The sequence below is a fragment of the Leclercia sp. genome, from assembly GCF_036780805.1.
Classification (GTDB): Bacteria; Pseudomonadota; Gammaproteobacteria; order Enterobacterales; family Enterobacteriaceae; genus Enterobacter.
Map to the genome: position 1 here is coordinate 404,792 of NZ_DAIQCE010000001.1, position 16,200 is coordinate 420,991.

Here is a 16,200-nt window from a genome sequence, read left to right on the forward strand (position 1 = left end):
TACCCTCACTCAATGCATAACGATAATTTACCACCTGCCTGAGAGCTCTATAACAGCCATACGGGATGGAATAAATAATTACCTGTGAGCATTACAAGGACTTTCAGGCGAACTCACTATCCCGTAAAGTTACGTATAATTTGCCAGGAAACATCTTAAAGTAAAGTAAATGTTGAATATTGTGAGGTGGATAAAAACAATCAAGCCGCGCCAGATATATCCTGGTAGATGTTTCTCAATTCTTATTTTAGGAATATCCTCAGAGAGACAATATAAAACACAGGGGTTATTACTTCGCAGAAAGTTCGCTCAGGATATTGCTCAGCAGATTAAATACCTCACTGAATAAGCGTTCACAGAAAGGCGCAATAAGGGGCATTAACAGGGAAATAAGCAAAATGCCCACGGTCAGGGTGATCGGAAAACCAATAACAAATACCGAGAGCTGCGGCGCCATACGGTTGAGTAAACCCAGCGCCAGGTTGACGGTCAGCAGCAGGGTGATGAGCGGTAGCGCCAGCATCAGGCCGTTGAGGAAGATCATCCCGGCCGCGCGGGTCAGGGCCATAAAGGCATTGCTGTTCACCGCGTCGCCGCCAATCGGCAGCGAGTGGAAGGTGTCCACCAGCATCGAAATCAGCCACAGGTGGCCGTCAAAGGCCATGAACAGCAGCAGCGCCAGCAGGTCGATAATACGGGCGATGATCGGCATATTGAGCCGGCTACCCGGATCGAAGAAGGTGGCAAACGACAGCCCCATCTGTAAACCAATCAGCTCCCCGGCCATACGCACGGCGGCGAAGGCGAACTGCATGGTAAAGCCGATGGCCACGCCAATCAGGATCTGCTGTAGCCCAATCCACAACGCCGGGGCCGAAAAGATCGGCACGTTCACCGGCGGCAGCGTCGGGGCAACGATAATGGTGATCAGAATGGCAAGGCCGATTTTGACCCGCTTGGGGATCGCCCGTTCACTGAGGATCGGCGCGGTGGAGATCAGGGCCAGAATGCGCAGCAGGGGCCAGAAGTAGAGGCCGAGCCACTCAAGCCATTGATCGCTGGTTATTTGCAGCATGGCTAGCCGATGATGTACGGCAGGTTGGTAAACAGATTACGCATGTAATCCAGCAGCAGGTTCAGCATCCACGGCCCGGCAACAATGATCGCCACGAACACGGCGATGATTTTCGGGATAAATGACAGGGTCATTTCGTTAATCTGGGTGGCGGCCTGCAAAATACTGATGATAAGGCCGGTGACCAGCGCCACCAGCAGCAGGGGAGCGGCAACAGAGATGGCGACTTTCATCGCCTCTGTGCCCATCATCATGACCGATTCTGGCGTCATTGCGTGCTCCTCAACTGTAGAAACTTTGCGCCAGCGAGCCGACCAGCAGCTGCCAGCCGTCCACCAGCACAAACAGCATCAGCTTGAAGGGCAGGGCAATGGTTGCCGGGGGCACCATCATCATCCCCAGCGCCATCAGCACGCTGGCGATCACCAGGTCGATAATCAAAAACGGAATGAAGATCGTAAAACCAATCTGGAAGGCGGTTTTCAGCTCGCTGGTGACATAGGCGGGCAGCAGAATGCGCATCGGTACCGCTTCCGGGCCCTGGATCGGCCCGGCGTTCGCCAGGCGGGCAAACAGTGCCAGGTCGGCTTCGCGGGTCTGACGCAGCATAAATTCGCGCAGCGGCTGCGCCCCTTTATCCAGCGCCTCCTGCATCGAGATCTTGTCTTCGCTGAACGGCTGATAAGCGTCGACATAAATTTTGTCGATCACCGGTGACATAATAAAGAAGGTCAAAAACAGGGACAGACCGAGCAGGACCTGGTTCGGCGGCGCCGACGGGGTGCCCAGCGCATTTCGCAGCAGGCCAAATACGATGATGATGCGGGTGAAGCTGGTCATCATCAGCAGGATCGCCGGGATAAAGGTCAGCGAGGTGATAAACACCAGCGTCTGAACCGGCAGGGACCAGCTCTGGCCGCCTCCGGCCATCGGCGTGGAGATCAGGCCTGGCAACTGGGCGTACACGGCGGGAGCAAACAGGCCAAGGCCTGCAAGCGCAAGGGATAAAACACGGCGCATCACGATCTCCCGGAACGCTTAAGCAAACTCTTCATCACGGACTGAAAATCCGGTGGAACCTCCGTGCGGCTCTCCTCGGAGACCGGCGCAGGCGGCAATGTATGCAGGATATTAATTTGCGAGGCGGTCACCCCCAGCACCAGCCGGGCGTCTTCCACTTCCACGATCACCACGCGTTCGCGCGGCCCCAGCGATGTGCTGGCCGCGAGCTTCAGCCCGCGCGCACCGGCGGTTTTACCCGCCAGGCCGACGCGTTTTGCCAGCCAGGCGACAATCAAAATAAAGGCAATGATCCCCAGCAGCGCACCGCTGACCTGAAGCAGCGGCGAGCCTGGAACGGCAGAGGGTTGTGAGACGATTGCCTGGGTTTTCATGCTTAGCGGCTCAGACGACGCATACGTTCGGACGGGGTAATAATGTCGGTAATACGCACGCCGTACTTGTCGGCGACCACCACCACTTCACCCTGGGCAATCAGGTAGCCGTTGATCAGAATATCCAGCGGCTCACCGGCCAGACCATCCAGCGCGACCACCGAACCCTGCGTCAGGCGCAGTAGCTCCTTGATGGTCATCCGGGTACGGCCCAGCTCCACGGTCAGCTTGACCGGGATATCCATAATCAGATCGATATCCTGCAGCGTGCCGCTGACGTCACCGCCGCCCAGCTGCTGGAACACCGCATCGGCCACGCTTTTGCTGGCCGGTGCTTTTTGTTCGTTTAACGCCTCAGCCCACAGATCGTCCAGTGCTCCGTTGTTGTCATCGGACGGATTGTTCATATCACTCATTTGGGCTGTTCCTCATTCAGAGAATTCAAAATCGGGTTAATCAGGTGCTCAACGCGTAAGGCGTATTGATTGTTCACGGTGCCATACTGGCTGGTCAGCACGGGCACGCCATCCACATGGGCAATAATGCGATCGGGTTTTTCGATCGGCAGTACATCACCAGGTTTTAATTTTAAGATCTGCGATAACCGCAGCGGGACGTCGGCAAAGTTCGCTACCAGCTCCAGCTGGGAGTGCTGTACCTGGCGCACCAGGTTCTCACGCCAGTTCTGATCTTCATGGCGGGAGTTTTCCAGCGGCGGGTTCACCAGCACTTCGCGCAGCGGTTCAATCATGCTGAACGGCAGGCAGATATTGAACTCACCGGTCAGGTTGCCGATCTCCACGTGGAACGGGGTGTTAACCACGATGTCGTTTGGCGAGGTGGTGATGTTGGTGAACTTCACCTGCATCTCGGAACGGACATACTCCACATCCAGGGGATGAATCGCTTTCCACGCATCGCTGTAGCCTTCAAGGGCCAGCTTGAGCATGCGGTTAATGACGCGCTGTTCGGTATGGGTAAACTCGCGGCCTTCCACTTTGGTCGGGAAACGACCGTCGCCGCCGAAGAGGTTATCTACGGCGATAAAGACCAGGCTTGGCGAGAAGACGAACAGGCCCGTGCCGCGCAGCGGTTTCAGATGGATCAGGTTGAGGTTCGTCGGCACCGGCAGGTTACGGGCGAACTCATGATACGGCTGAATGCGGATCGCGCCGACGGTGATATCCGGGCTACGACGCAGCAGGTTAAACAGCCCCATACGGAACTGACGGGCAAAACGTTCGTTGATGATCTCCAGCGCCTGCAGACGCTCGCGCACCACGCGACGCTGGGTATTGGGATCGTAGGGGCGAATATCGCTTTCGCCCGCTTTACCCGGTTTTGGATCGTCGGTTTTATCGCTGTCGCCGTTGAGCAGCGCATCGATTTCCGCCTGAGAAAGAATACTGTCGCCCATGTCGTTACCGCAAAATGAAAGCTGTATACAGAACGTCAGTGACTTCCTGCTTAGGTTGACCGCTAATCAGAGGCGCGGCCAGCGTTTGCTTAATGTCTGCCACCAGTTTTTGTTTACCTTCATTGGTAGACAACTGCGCGGCATCCTGACGCGAAAACAGCAGCAGCAGACGGCTGCGCACTTCCGGCAGATATTCACTCAGACGGGTGCGCGTAGCTTCGTCTTTCAGACGCAGCGTAATGCCCACGTAAAACACGTGCTCGGCATCACCCAGGTTAACGGTAAAAGTATCCAGTGCGAAAAAGAGCGGGGCCGCTGGCGGTGGGGGTTCCACTTTGGCTGCGGCTGACGGTGCTTTATTCATGCGCCAGTAGCTGTAACCTGCGGTCGCGCAGGCGGCAAGCGTAATTAACACCAGAAGCGGGATCCAGATGGAACGCTTACTTTTCTTGGTGATGGCGGAGTCAGTCATCTGATTCGTGCTTCCTGTTTCGGGACTGCTAATGAGGTGATTATCCCGTGTCCGCTCGCCGTCAAAGGGTCGAAAAGACGGGGATAATCACGCTACCTCTGGCGTTTAGGTTTAGGCGAAGATATCGACAGCGTTGTTTCCACGCGCCGCGGACTGCAGGGAGGCAGGCACCGCCAGCAGCTCATCGCTCTCTTCATCGAATGCGCCTGCCGTGCCGGCACGGGCAGTCTGCTGCTGATGCTGGGAAGACGCCTGCTGCTGGCCGTTGAAGTTTTCACTGCTGATGTTGCTTTGTGTCAGCTCAATACCATTTTCCGCCAGCTGGGTACGCAGAACCGGCAGGGCCGCTTCCAGCGCCGCTCGCACGTGGCTATGGCCTGAGATCAGCTGCAGCTGCGCCTGGTTATCATCCAGCTTAAGGGAAATTTGAATCTGACCCAGATCTTCCGGGTGCAGACGCAGCTCGGCGCTCTGCTGGCCCTGACGGGTGAACAGGGTGATGTGCTGGCTGACGGTCTGCTGCCATTCATTGCTGCCCAGCTGCGCGCTGACCACCGGCGCGGCGGCCAGGGTCGGCTGCACTGAGGTTTGGCTACTGACGATCGGCCCCATGGTGACGGTCGGGCCGGTCGGAGACGGCGTGCTCTCTGCCGCCTGTCGGGTGGTCGTCGCGGCAACGGCTGGCGTCAGCTGCGTGTTGGAGGCCAGCCCGGCATCTTTATCCTCAACCACGGCTTTAGCGGTGCGCAGGGCATCGGTGTCCAGCGCAGGCTGACGGCCACGATCGCTGGTCAGGGAGGCCTTAACGTCAATGCCTCCGGTGCTTACCGGCTGAGGGGCAGCGGCAGTGGCGGTCTGCTGGTGGGGCAGCATCGCCATCAGGGCGCTTAACCCTGCCAGCTCTTCATCACTGAGATCGGTTTTGCTGTCGGCCTCTTTGGCTGCCTGGGTCAGGCTCTTCAGCACGTCGCCTTTGACCGCGGGCAGCAGTCCGGCGGTCAGGCCAGGCTGGGAGGCCGTTTCGTCAGTGACGGCGAGATCCTGACGCGCCAGCAGTTCGGCCAGTTTCCCGGCGTCGGTATCGACATCACTCTCGGTGACATCAGCTTTCAATGCCACGCTGGCCCGCTTACCGCCCGCGGTGTGCAGATCGTTCAGCGTCAGCCCGACCTCTTTGCCCTGGCCTTTGGCGTCGTCTAACGCGCCCGCCAGCAGGGCAAGAAAGTCCTGCGCGCCATCGGCCGCTTTTCCGCCCCGCACGCCAGCCGTAGGGTCGGTGTCGGTCGAAAGCAGTTGTTGAAGGGTGATCATTCCGGTGTCCTCATTGTTGCGCGCTGGGCAAATTCATCCATTTTTTTCTGATCGAGACGGCTTTCCGCCAGATTTGCGGCGGCAAGCTGGCGATCCTGCAAGGTTTGCCAGGCCTGTAAACGCTGTTTCTTCTCGCGCCAGAAGTTCAGGGCCCGGTCAACCTTCTCGGTCCACTGAAGCACCTGCTGGCGATGCTGTTCTATGGCTTTCTCCAGCGTCTGGATGAACTGTTGATAGTTGATCCAGCGCTGGCTGCCGATGCCCTGAGCCATATCCGTGTTGAGGTTGGTGCGATACTCATGCTGGTAGTCGATCAACATCTTCAGCTGCTCTTCCGCCTGTTGATACCCGCGGCGCATCGCGCCAAGCTGCTGTGCGGCATTATCAACGTCTTTCTCGGCCAGATCTTTCAGCGTGGTTAATGCGCCGTGTTGTGCCATGACATTCGCCCTCTACTCGGTTACACCTGCGGGAAAATCATTTCCAGAGCCTGGATCGAGCTTTCCCAGTCGGCTTTCTCAAAAATACCCTGCTGCAGATAGGCTTCCAGGTGCGGCCACAGGGCAATCGCCTTGTCGAGCATCGGATCGCTGCCTTTGGCATAGGCCCCGACGCTGACCAGATCGCGGTTGCGCTGGAAGCTGGAGAGCAGCTGCTTGAAGTTACGCACCCGGGCGTAATGCTTCTCGGTAATCAGGGCCGTCATTGCACGGCTGATCGAGGCTTCGATATCGATCGCCGGATAGTGGCCCGCTTCGGCCAGACGGCGCGACAGGACGATGTGGCCGTCGAGGATCGCACGCGCCGAGTCGGCAATCGGATCCTGCTGGTCATCGCCTTCGGTCAGCACCGTGTAAAACGCGGTAATCGAGCCGCCGCCGCTGATGCCGTTACCCGCGCGTTCCACCAGCGCCGGTAATTTGGCGAAGACCGAAGGCGGATAGCCTTTGGTCGCAGGCGGTTCGCCGATCGCCAGGGCGATTTCACGCTGGGCCATCGCGTAACGGGTCAGGGAGTCCATGATCAGCAGGACATGCTGACCCCGGTCGCGGAAATCTTCCGCGATGCGCGTGGCGTAGGCGGCACCCTGCATACGCAGCAGGGGAGAGACGTCCGCCGGCGCGGCGATCACCACCGACCGGGCGCGCCCTTCGGCGCCGAGGATGTTCTCGATAAAATCTTTTACTTCACGGCCACGCTCGCCAATCAGCCCCACCACGATCACGTCGGCCTGGGTGTAGCGAGCCATCATCCCGAGCAGCACCGATTTGCCGACGCCGGAGCCGGCAAACAAGCCCATACGCTGGCCGCGACCGACGGTCAGCAGGGCGTTGATCGGGCGCACGCCGGTATCCAGCACATGCTCGATCGGCGTTCGTTGTAACGGGTTAAAGGGTTGAGTGATCAGCGCCCCGGTTTCGGTGGTATCGGGGGAGGGCAGGCCATCCAGCGGTTTACCGGCACCGTCCAGAACCCGTCCGAGCAGCGCCGGGCCGAGCGGCAGCTGTTTGCCGCTGTGCAGGCCGTCGCCGGATAAATTTTTGGCGTACACGCGCGCGCCGGGCAGAACGCCTTCGACTTCTTCCAGCGGCATCAGGAACAGCCGCTGGCCGTTAAAGCCCACCACTTCGCTCTCGACTTCACGGATCTCGTTGCCGTCCTGGCGTTCGATAATGCAGGTAGCCCCCAGCGGCAGCTGCAGGCCGGTAGCCTCCAGCACCAGACCGGTGGCGCGGGTTAAACGGCCATAACGACGAACGGACGGCAGTTGCGCCATCTTCGTTTCAAAATTGTCGAGGGTGTTGAGCCAGCGGGTCAGGCGTGCGGTCATCAGATGACTCCCGGTGCCGCCAGGCGGCACAGTTCCTGCCAGCGGGTGGCCACGCTGGCGTCCAGATCCCCTTCGTCGGCAGAGACTTTGCAGCCGCCGTGATGCAGGGTCGGATCGCCGCGCAGACGCCAGCCGTGCAGGCTGAGGGTCGCGCCGAGCATATCTTCAACCCGCTGCAGATCGTCCGGATGGACGCGCAGCTGCGGTTTGCCGCTGAACAGCGGCTCCTGCTGCAGCAGACCCTGGATCTGTTTGATCAGCGATGAGTTATCCACCGGCGGGGTGTGGCCGATCACCTGGCGTGCCGCCTCGAGCGCCATCTGCATCAGGCGCGAGGCGATAACGCTGTCCAGCGCGTCCAGAGTATTCTGGAACTCGCTGACCAGCTGCTGCATCCGGGCATGGATGGGCGCCTGCTGTGAGCGCGCCTGCTCCAGACCTTGCGCCAGCCCCTGGGCCAGCCCTTCCTGATAACCCTGTTCTTGACCTTTCTGCCGACCTTCGTTGACGCCGGCGGTATAGCCCTGATCGTGTGCCTGCATCTGGATCTGCGCCAGCTGCTGCGCGCGCTGTTCCTCTTCGCTCAGCTCAGGCGCGGCGTCCTCTTCATCCATCCCGACGGATTCGATGTTTGCAGGAACAAATTCCGCGCGAGGAGGGGAGAGGTCATCCGGCGTCCAGACCTTCCACGGCAGTTCATCAGACATAGGTATCCTCGCCGCTGCCTACCACCATCTCGCCGGTTTCGGCCAGACGACGCACAATAAGCAGGATCGCTTTCTGTTCGTTTTCCACCTGAGACAGACGCACCGGGCCACGGTTGGCAAGGTCGTCGCGCAGGATATCCGCCGCACGCTGGGACATGTTGCGCAGGAACTTCTCGCGCAGCGGCTGTTCGGCACCTTTGAGGGCGATAAGCAGCGATTCGGAGTCCACTTCCTGCAGCAGGCGCTGGATACTGCGATCGTCCACGTCGACCAGGTTTTCGAACAGGAACATCTCGTCGATAATTTTTTGTGCCAGTTCGCCGTCGAATTCGCGCACTGCGGTAATGACCGCCTCTTCCTGCTGCGTTTTCATCAGGTTGATAATTTCTGCCGCCGTCCTCACGCCGCCCATTTTGCTGCGCTTGAGGTTCTGGCCGTCGAGCAGGCCGTTCAGCACTTCGGTCAGTTCCGCCAGCGCCGCCGGCTGGACGCCGCCGAAGGTGGCGATACGCAGCATCACATCGTGACGCAGACGTTCGTCGAACAGCGCCAGAATATCCGCCGCCTGGCCACGCTTGAGGTGGACCAGGATGGTGGCGATGATCTGCGGATGCTCGTCGCGAATAAGGTCGGCAGCGGTCTGCGGCTCCATAAAGTTGAGCGTTTCGATGCCGCTGGCGGTATCGCGGGTCTCGAGAATATCCTCCAGCAGGCTGGCGGCGCGTTCTTCGCCGAGCGCCTTGACCAGCACCGAACGCAGGTATTCGTTGGCATTGACGTTGAGCGCCGCAAACTGTTCGGCTTCTTGCTCAAACTCCGCCAGCACTTCGGTCAGCTGCTTGTTGGAGATCTGACGCACGTTGGCCATCGCCGAACTGAGAACCTGCACTTCGCGCTGGGAGAGGTGTTTGAATACCTCTGCCGCCCGGTCCTCGCCAATGGTCATCAGCAGGATGACGCTTTTATCCGTTCCGGTAAGGTTACTCATTTTCTGTACTCATCCACTGGCGAATGACCAGCGCCACGACGCGCGGATCGTTATCTGACATTTCGCGAATACGCTGGCTCATCACCTCAGCGCCCATGCGCTGGTTAGCACGGCGCTGCTGCATTTGTTCGTCTTTGCTGAGGCGCACTTCCACCGCTTCCTGCGTTTCTGTACGCAGCAGGGTCTGCTCTTTCAGCGCTTTGGCCTCTTCTGCGCGGCGTACGAACTGCGGACGGACCGCTTTACGCCACAGCAGCCAGGCCACAATCACCACCAGCAGCCAGCGACCGGCTTCAATCAGCTGATCGATAAACGACTGTGTTTTCCAGAACGGCAGTTCACCGCTGGTATCGTCAACGGCGCTGAACGGCGAGTTCACGACGTTAAGGCTATCGCCACGCTTCTCGGAGTAACCCATGGCTTCACGGGTCAGGTCTTCGATCTGCTTCATCTGCTCGGTGGTCAGCGGCAGGGGCTTACCGTCCGGCAGGGTTTTGTAGTTGACGACCACCGCCACGGAGAGACGCTGCACATCCCCGGTGTTCATTTTGGTGTGACGAATGGTGCGGTCGACTTCGTAGTTAGTGGTTTCGTTATGGCTGGTGCTACGCGGACCGGCGCTGGCCGCAGTTTGCTGGGCTCGCGCCTGCTGACCATTCTGCTGGCCGTTTTGTTGACCGTTCTGTTGGTTTTGCGCCGGTGCGTTGATTGGCGCAGTATTCGCCGGTGCTGGCTGGTTGGAGAGTGCACCCGGTACACCACCCGCTGCGCCACCGACCTGTTCGGAGTTATTGACCTGACGTGAGCGCATCACGGCCTGAGCGGCATCGCCGTTTGGACGATACTGCTCTTCGGTCTGCTCTTTATCGGCAAAATCGATCTGCGCGGTGACCTGGGCATGGACGTTGCTGGTGCCGACGATCGGGCCAAGAATGGCTTCGATGCGGCTCTGAACGCGATTTTCCACGTCAGTGGCATATTTCAGCTGCGCGTCATTCAGATCGCGATCGCTGGTGTTGGATTTGGTTAACAGGCGACCCATCTGATCCACCAGGGTCACGTTACCCGGCGGTAAACCGGCTACGGCGCTGGAGACCAGATGCACCACGGCGCTAATCTGCCCTTCATCCAGCGCACGGCCAGGCTGCAGATTAACGGTAACGGAGGCGGATGGCGCTTTCTGTTCACGCACAAAGAGGGTCGGTTTTGGCATCGCCAGGTGGACGCGGGCGCTTTTCAGCGGGCCCAGCGTTTCGATGGTGCGGGCCAGTTCACCTTCCAGCGCGCGCTGGTAGTTAACCTGCTCGCTGAACTGGCTGATGCCGAATTTTTCCTGATCCAGCAGTTCGAAACCTACCGCGCCGCCTTTCGGCAGGCCTTGCTGGGCAAGACGTAAGCGGAGTTCATGAACTTTATCGGCAGGGACTTCCAGCGCGCCGCCATTATCCGAGAAACGGTAGGGGACGTTCATCTGGGTTAACTGGGTGACGATTGCGCCGCCATCCTGGTCCGAGAGGTTGCTGAACAGCGTGCGGTAGTCAGGCTGTTTGGCCCACAGGACCATAGCGACGACGATGGCGATAGCGGCAGCGCCTGCCACGATCAACGGCACTTTAGGGTTCGCGCGCAGGCGGCTCATCCATTCGAGAGATTTAGTTTGAGGGGCTGATGTTGCTGACGCACTCATTGCGCACCTCGTGACTCATCGTGGATTACATTATTCGTGTGGAGAAACAAAACAGGCTCCCGGGTCGGCAAACACAACAAAAATTCCATAATCATGGCTGTGCCATTATTTGATGAAACGGGAATTTCTATGCGTCAAATAACCTGGTTTTTTAACGCTATTTAGCGCCTTTATCTCATTGACAGGCTGATACTCTTAAGCGAGTAAAAATCCATCAGGGGAAAATCATGGCAATACAGGGGATTGAAGGCGTCATCAGCCAGTTGCAGGCCACGGCAATGACCGCCCGAAATCAGAACGTGACTGACGTGCAGTCTACCGTCAGCTTCGCGGGTCAGCTGCATGCGGCGCTTGACCGGATCAGCGATACGCAAACCGCGGCGCGCGTGCAGGGTGAAAAATTCACCATGGGCGCACCGGGTATTGGTCTGAACGATGTGATGACCGATTTGCAAAAAGCCTCGGTCTCCATGCAGATGGGTATTCAGGTGCGTAATAAACTGATGCAGGCGTACCAGGACGTTATGTCTATGCAGGTTTAGTCCTTCTGGTGCTGGCGACCCGACGGCTTAAATGCCACACTATTTTTTTCGCCGTATACCCGTCATACTTCAAGTTGCCTGCGCGTTGGCTTTCCTCGCTCACCCCAGTCACTTACTTTAGTAAGCTCCTGGGGATTCGCTGCGTCGCCGCCTTCATGCAACTCGAATTATTTAGGGTATAGACGGAACAATGATGAAAAAAATAGCAATTATCGCGGGGCTGCTGGCGTTAACCGGATGTGTGCAGGTCGACAGATACCAGGACGTGATCAAGCATCCCGTCCCGGCTGAACTGGCGGGGTACTGGCAGTCGAAAGGGCCGCAAAGCAAAATGGTCAGCCCGGAAGCCATCGCCACGCTGGTGGTAACGCAAGAAGGGGATACCCTGGACTGCCGTCAGTGGCAGCGCGTGGTGGCCGTACCGGGGAAAATCATGCTGCGCTCGGATGATTTTTATAACGTCACCCGCAAGCTGGATATCTACCCGCTGGAGCGGGAAGGCAGCGCCATCGAGTATGACGGGATGATCCTGCAGCGCGTCGACCGTCCTACCGTCGAGTGCGCGAACTACCTGAGCAAAAATCCGCTGGAAAGTAAGCTGCCATAAGTGATTTGAAAGCCGGGCAAACGTAGCGCCGCCCGGCTTCCCACCCTTTATAACACCTCTTCCAGAACCCACACGCTGACGCTGCCGCCGTTGCAGGTAAACACGCCGGTGCCGGTTTCGTCGGTCGTTACACTCTCTTCGCGGTTGCCGAGGAAATCTTTCCAGTTTTTATTGCCGTAGTTCTCGCCCAGCGTAATCGTCTTTTCACCCTCATCGCCGTTAGAGAGCACCACCACGCAGCCCGGATCCTCATCGGTGCCGCTGCGGCTGAAGGCAATGCAGTTGGGGTGATCGAACCACAGAGTCTGAACGCCGTGGGCAAAACGCTGGCGGGCGTGGATCAGCTGGTCGAGCTGCTCGATCACCGGCATATCGATGTGATACATCTCGCCATCGCCGCCGGTATCGTCATAGCTGGCACCGTACAGATCGGGATAGAAGACGCTCGGCACCCCGTTCTCACGCAGTAAAATCAGCGCGTAGGCCAGCGGTTTGAACCAGGCTTCGACCGGTGCTTCCAGAGCCTGTAACGGCTGGGTGTCGTGGTTGGCCACCAGCGTCACCGCGTGGAAGGGGTCGGCCTCCACCAGCGTGCCGGTAAAGATCTGGCTCATGTCGTAATCACGTCCCTGCAGCGAGGCTTCGTGAAACTTCATGTGCAGCGGGGCATCAAACAGCATGGTTTTCCCTTCCACCTGATCGATATACTGCTGGAGTTTATCGACATCAGGCGACCAGTATTCCGCCACGATAAACAGCGGTTTCGGGGCCACTTCCTGCACGTGCTCGATCCACTCTTTATAAAACCATGCCGGAATATGTTTCACCGCATCCAGACGGAAGCCGTCGCACTGGGTCTGCTCCATTAGCCAGCGCGCCCAGTATTTGATCTCCTCGGTTACCGCACGGTTACGAAAATCGATGTTTTCGCCCATCAGGTAATCAAAGTTCCCCAGCTCGTTATCGACCTGATCGTTCCAGCCATCGCCGGTGTAGTCATTGACGATTTTGTAGATGCCGTCTTCATCGGGATTTTCGATATGATCGATGCCGCTGAAGCATTTGTAATCCCAGATGAATTCCGAGTATTTTCCGGCCCGGACCGGGAAGGTGTAGCGGGTCCAGGCTTCGCATTCGACGATCTCGTCGTGGATTTGATTGCGATCGTCGGCGTTGACCCGCTGAACGCGGATGGCCTCTTTCTCGTCGGCACCCATTTTGTGGTTGACCACCACGTCCATCAGCACCGCGATGTCGTTGCGCTTTAGCGCCCCGATAGCGGCCAGCAGCTGGGTTTTGTCGCCGTATTTAGTGGGGACAGATCCTTTTTGATCGAACTCCCCAAGATCGAAGAGATCGTAGGAGTCGTATCCAACAGAGTAACCACCGGATGCCCCTTTATATGCCGGGGGCAGCCAGACCATGTTGATACCAATATCGTTTAACAGGTCGGCACGCTCGGCCACTTCCGGCCAGAGTTGACCGCCTTCAGGGTAATACCAGTGGAAAAACTGTAAGAGAGTGGGGTTTTTCATCTTCCGTGCTCCAGAAGCCGTTTCGGCTGACTTCTGGAGTATGGATCATTTGAATCATAACGGGAGGTCGCGGGTTAAATTTTCCGGATAAAGAATATTGCCTGACAGCTTGCCGTAGGTAGAGGTGACCGATTGTTGTTTACCGGTTTGGGTGATCAGATGACGCAGTTCATCCATTCTTCCTCTCAACAGCGCCTTTAGCTCAGTCTCATTTTGCAGCACTTTTTCTAGGATAAAGCGTGCCTGTTCAATCTGCGCAGGCGGGCTGGTAGAGATGGGGTTCTGTGCGATGCCTTCGACCAACTGAACGTATTCCATCTCTTTTTCAATAAGCTCATCCCATTGACCGGAATGAGCAAGATTAAGCATGGAAAGACTCAGGGCATGCAGAGCATGCCAGTTGTTGAGAGCTGAGCTAGGACTGTTCATCAAAATTATCCTGAAATAGAGGCAGCATTGGGGCCGATTTGTTTCCACGCATCCGCAATGTTATTCAATAAACCCTCAACCTCGACGATCGCCTCGACATCATTGCGTAAGTTCGCCTGCAATAAACGGCGAACCATATAGTCATAAAGTGCGGCGAGATTACCTGGCAAGTCACTGTCGACGTCCATGTTCAGGCCAGCCTTTAATCCATTATCAATGATGTTGATGGCTTTCGAGAGGGCCTCGCCTTTCTCCGGCAGCTGACCTGCTTCAAGAAACAGGCGAGCCCGCACAAGGGCGCTATGCGCCCCATCGAACAACATGACAATCAGCTGATGTGGACTGGCGTTCATTACCGCGCTTTCCACCCCTATCTGCTGATAGGACTGAACACCAGAGGTGTTGTACATATTTACTCCTGAAATTACGATGAACTAGAGAACTGTTGAGTCAGGTAGTTACCTGTATTCGTCATTTTCGTCACGAGGACGTTCAAACTAGTAAACTGCGTTTTGTATCGCTCCATGGTTGCTTCAATAGAGGCTTCCATCGCGTCATACCGCTTACCCAGCGTTTTGATAGTCGCATTGATACCGTCTTTCGCATTCTGGATCACGCCGGTACTGCCTGCACTGGTACTCAGCATGGTGTCCAGCGCCTTGCTCATTTTGGTGGCGAGCCCCGTCGTTTTCCCGTCACCGACAAAATACTGCTGCACGGCGTCCGGGTTATCGCTCAGCGCTTTTTTCAGTTTGTCGGAATCAATTTTTAAATTGCCCAGGGTTCCATCCGTCGCGCGGTTAGGATCCTGAGTGACCCCAAGCTGGGCCATGATCTGCATCGAGCCACTTTGCACTTCCGTCAACAAACCGCGTAATTGAGACTGAATACCGCGGACATTGCCATCCCCAACCAGCGCACCATTACTGGAAGACTGGCTGTCTGAGCCGGCATCGACAGCAACATATTTGGTCACGCTGTTGATGGTGGATTGCAGCGAGTTATAAGCCGTTACCCAGTCGGAAATTGCTTTTTGGTTAGCATCTGTCGCACGGGTAATATCCAGTGATTCGTCGGCTTTACTTTCCGCTTTAAGATTGAACGTCACGCCCGGAATCGCATCGGAAATCGTATTTGACTGACGCTCAATCGTAATATCGTTCACGACGATGGTGGCATTCTGTGCCGCGGTCTGGACGTTCAACGCACCGGTTTTGGTGCCTGAGTCATAACCAATCGCAGCTTGTAATTTGTCATCACCGGTGACATTTATCGTCATTTGACCGTCGGTGCCGGTAGATTTAGACGTCAGCATCAAGCGGTAATCACCGTCTTTCGCTTTGATAACGCTGGCAGTCACGTTGCCGTTTGCTTTGTTGATGGCGCTGGCGATACCGTTTAAGGAAGTATCGGAATCCGACAGTTCCACTTCCAGCGGCTTTTCTGTGCCTTTCTGGGTAATGGTAATTTTGCGCGTGCTGCCAGTCGTGTCGCCTAACGCATCGGTATTGCTGCCAATGGTCCCTGTCGTCAGAGACTGTGCTTTTGCAAGGTGATTGACGTTCACCGTGTAAGATCCGATAGCGGATTCGGATGTTGTTGTCGCAGTGAATGCCGTATTGGTGCTACTCACCGCCGTCGAGTTCCAGGTTGTCGTTTTACCCAACGTCGCAGTTGCCGTCTGCAGACTGGTCATGGCGCTCTGCAGTTTGCCGTACGCGCTTAATTGCGCGTTATAGGTCGTTTGCTGGGATGTGATCGTCGTTAGCTTGGTTCTTTCCGCTGCTTCTAACTGATTGTACAAATCCCCGAGTCCTGCAGAACCTATCCCGAGATTACTGATAGTAGCCATGCATATATTCCTTAAAAGACGAAGTAGTTCAGAACTCGTTATCGGCGTCTTGGGGTAAAAGTTTACGGCCTGGAAAAAAAAATAATCTAAGAATAAGCCGCCACTGAATAGGGTATATGGAGGGATTGCGTCAGGACGTGAAGATCACGCTAAGAAGTAAAACGTCGATTGAGAGAGTGAAAAGAGAAGGGTGAGTTTGCGTTAGGGGTGATTCATTCAAAAAGGCTTAATGTGATTTATTTAATAAAAATCACTATTTATCAATTGGTTAAAATTTTTTAAAAATTGATTCTAAAGTCTTTTGGCGACCCGTCGATAACCTTGTTGACGGTGAGAGACGCCGTGAGTGTTAG

General features: G+C 56.6%; 19 protein-coding genes. 2 read left to right on the forward strand and 17 right to left on the reverse strand.

Going from position 1 to position 16,200, the window contains the following annotated elements; all coding sequences use genetic code 11:
* Positions 1-289: 289 nt before the first annotated feature.
* From fliR to fliF, 13 genes are all read right to left on the reverse strand, one after another.
* Positions 290-1,075 (reverse strand): flagellar biosynthetic protein FliR, encoded by a 786-nt coding sequence (fliR, locus tag V7Q49_RS01760; protein WP_333849019.1) that lies wholly within the window; start codon positions 1,073-1,075, stop codon positions 290-292.
* A gap of 2 nt (positions 1,076-1,077) precedes the next feature.
* Positions 1,078-1,347 carry a flagellar biosynthesis protein FliQ gene (gene fliQ / locus V7Q49_RS01765; RefSeq protein WP_154125850.1) on the reverse strand — a complete coding sequence of 90 codons (270 nt, stop codon included), beginning with the start codon at positions 1,345-1,347 and terminating at the stop codon, positions 1,078-1,080.
* A 10-nt stretch (positions 1,348-1,357) separates the two neighbouring features.
* Positions 1,358-2,095, reverse strand: coding sequence for a flagellar type III secretion system pore protein FliP (gene fliP / locus V7Q49_RS01770; protein WP_191152483.1), 738 nt, complete (start codon positions 2,093-2,095; stop codon positions 1,358-1,360).
* Positions 2,095-2,469 (reverse strand): flagellar biosynthetic protein FliO, encoded by a 375-nt coding sequence (gene fliO / locus V7Q49_RS01775; protein ID WP_333849020.1) that lies wholly within the window; start codon positions 2,467-2,469, stop codon positions 2,095-2,097. Before fliO ends, fliP begins: the two co-directional genes overlap by 1 nt.
* A gap of 2 nt (positions 2,470-2,471) precedes the next feature.
* Positions 2,472-2,885 carry a flagellar motor switch protein FliN gene (gene fliN / locus V7Q49_RS01780; protein ID WP_032612268.1) on the reverse strand — a complete coding sequence of 138 codons (414 nt, stop codon included), beginning with the start codon at positions 2,883-2,885 and terminating at the stop codon, positions 2,472-2,474.
* Entirely contained in the window at positions 2,882-3,886 is a 1,005-nt protein-coding gene (gene fliM, locus V7Q49_RS01785) for a flagellar motor switch protein FliM (RefSeq protein ID WP_333849022.1), read from the reverse strand. Before fliM ends, fliN begins: the two co-directional genes overlap by 4 nt.
* 4 nt (positions 3,887-3,890) lie before the next feature.
* The gene (gene fliL / locus V7Q49_RS01790) at positions 3,891-4,358 is read right to left on the reverse strand and encodes a flagellar basal body-associated protein FliL (RefSeq protein WP_333849023.1); all 468 of its coding nucleotides are present in this window, start codon (positions 4,356-4,358) and stop codon (positions 3,891-3,893) included.
* Between the two features lie 111 nt (positions 4,359-4,469).
* Complete coding sequence (gene fliK, locus V7Q49_RS01795) at positions 4,470-5,669, reverse strand: flagellar hook length control protein FliK (RefSeq protein ID WP_333849024.1); 1,200 nt, start codon at positions 5,667-5,669, stop codon at positions 4,470-4,472.
* Positions 5,666-6,109: a flagellar export protein FliJ gene (gene fliJ / locus V7Q49_RS01800; protein ID WP_333849025.1), complete on the reverse strand. Its 444-nt coding sequence runs from the start codon at positions 6,107-6,109 to the stop codon at positions 5,666-5,668. The genes fliK and fliJ overlap by 4 nt, the downstream gene beginning before the upstream one ends.
* 20 nt (positions 6,110-6,129) lie before the next feature.
* Positions 6,130-7,500, reverse strand: a complete 1,371-nt coding sequence (fliI, locus tag V7Q49_RS01805; RefSeq protein ID WP_333849026.1) for a flagellar protein export ATPase FliI — start codon at positions 7,498-7,500, stop codon at positions 6,130-6,132.
* A complete protein-coding gene (gene fliH / locus V7Q49_RS01810; protein ID WP_333849027.1) occupies positions 7,500-8,207 on the reverse strand; it encodes a flagellar assembly protein FliH in 708 nt (235 codons plus the stop codon). The genes fliI and fliH overlap by 1 nt, the downstream gene beginning before the upstream one ends.
* Complete coding sequence (gene fliG, locus V7Q49_RS01815; protein WP_156264144.1) at positions 8,200-9,195, reverse strand: flagellar motor switch protein FliG; 996 nt, start codon at positions 9,193-9,195, stop codon at positions 8,200-8,202. Before fliG ends, fliH begins: the two co-directional genes overlap by 8 nt.
* On the reverse strand, positions 9,188-10,882 hold the full coding sequence (gene fliF / locus V7Q49_RS01820) for a flagellar basal-body MS-ring/collar protein FliF (RefSeq protein ID WP_333849028.1): 1,695 nt from the start codon (positions 10,880-10,882) through the stop codon (positions 9,188-9,190). The genes fliG and fliF overlap by 8 nt, the downstream gene beginning before the upstream one ends.
* A gap of 224 nt (positions 10,883-11,106) precedes the next feature.
* On the opposite strand from fliF, the gene fliE reads away from it, so the two are divergent.
* Both fliE and yedD read left to right on the forward strand, forming a co-directional pair.
* The gene (gene fliE, locus V7Q49_RS01825; RefSeq protein ID WP_333850466.1) at positions 11,107-11,424 is read left to right on the forward strand and encodes a flagellar hook-basal body complex protein FliE; all 318 of its coding nucleotides are present in this window, start codon (positions 11,107-11,109) and stop codon (positions 11,422-11,424) included.
* Between the two features lie 193 nt (positions 11,425-11,617).
* On the forward strand, positions 11,618-12,031 hold the full coding sequence (gene yedD, locus V7Q49_RS01830) for a lipoprotein YedD (protein ID WP_333849030.1): 414 nt from the start codon (positions 11,618-11,620) through the stop codon (positions 12,029-12,031).
* Between the two features lie 47 nt (positions 12,032-12,078).
* Here the strand turns inward: yedD and amyA are convergent, their stop codons facing one another.
* The 4 genes from amyA to fliD are packed head-to-tail and all read right to left on the reverse strand — an operon-like array spanning position 12,079 to position 15,847.
* Complete coding sequence (gene amyA, locus V7Q49_RS01835; protein WP_333849031.1) at positions 12,079-13,566, reverse strand: alpha-amylase; 1,488 nt, start codon at positions 13,564-13,566, stop codon at positions 12,079-12,081.
* A gap of 54 nt (positions 13,567-13,620) precedes the next feature.
* Positions 13,621-13,995 carry a flagella biosynthesis regulatory protein FliT gene (fliT, locus tag V7Q49_RS01840; RefSeq protein ID WP_333849032.1) on the reverse strand — a complete coding sequence of 125 codons (375 nt, stop codon included), beginning with the start codon at positions 13,993-13,995 and terminating at the stop codon, positions 13,621-13,623.
* Between the two features lie 5 nt (positions 13,996-14,000).
* Positions 14,001-14,405, reverse strand: a complete 405-nt coding sequence (fliS, locus tag V7Q49_RS01845) for a flagellar export chaperone FliS (RefSeq protein WP_333849033.1) — start codon at positions 14,403-14,405, stop codon at positions 14,001-14,003.
* Positions 14,406-14,419: 14 nt separating this feature from the next.
* Entirely contained in the window at positions 14,420-15,847 is a 1,428-nt protein-coding gene (gene fliD, locus V7Q49_RS01850; protein WP_333849034.1) for a flagellar filament capping protein FliD, read from the reverse strand.
* Positions 15,848-16,200: the final 353 nt, after the last annotated feature.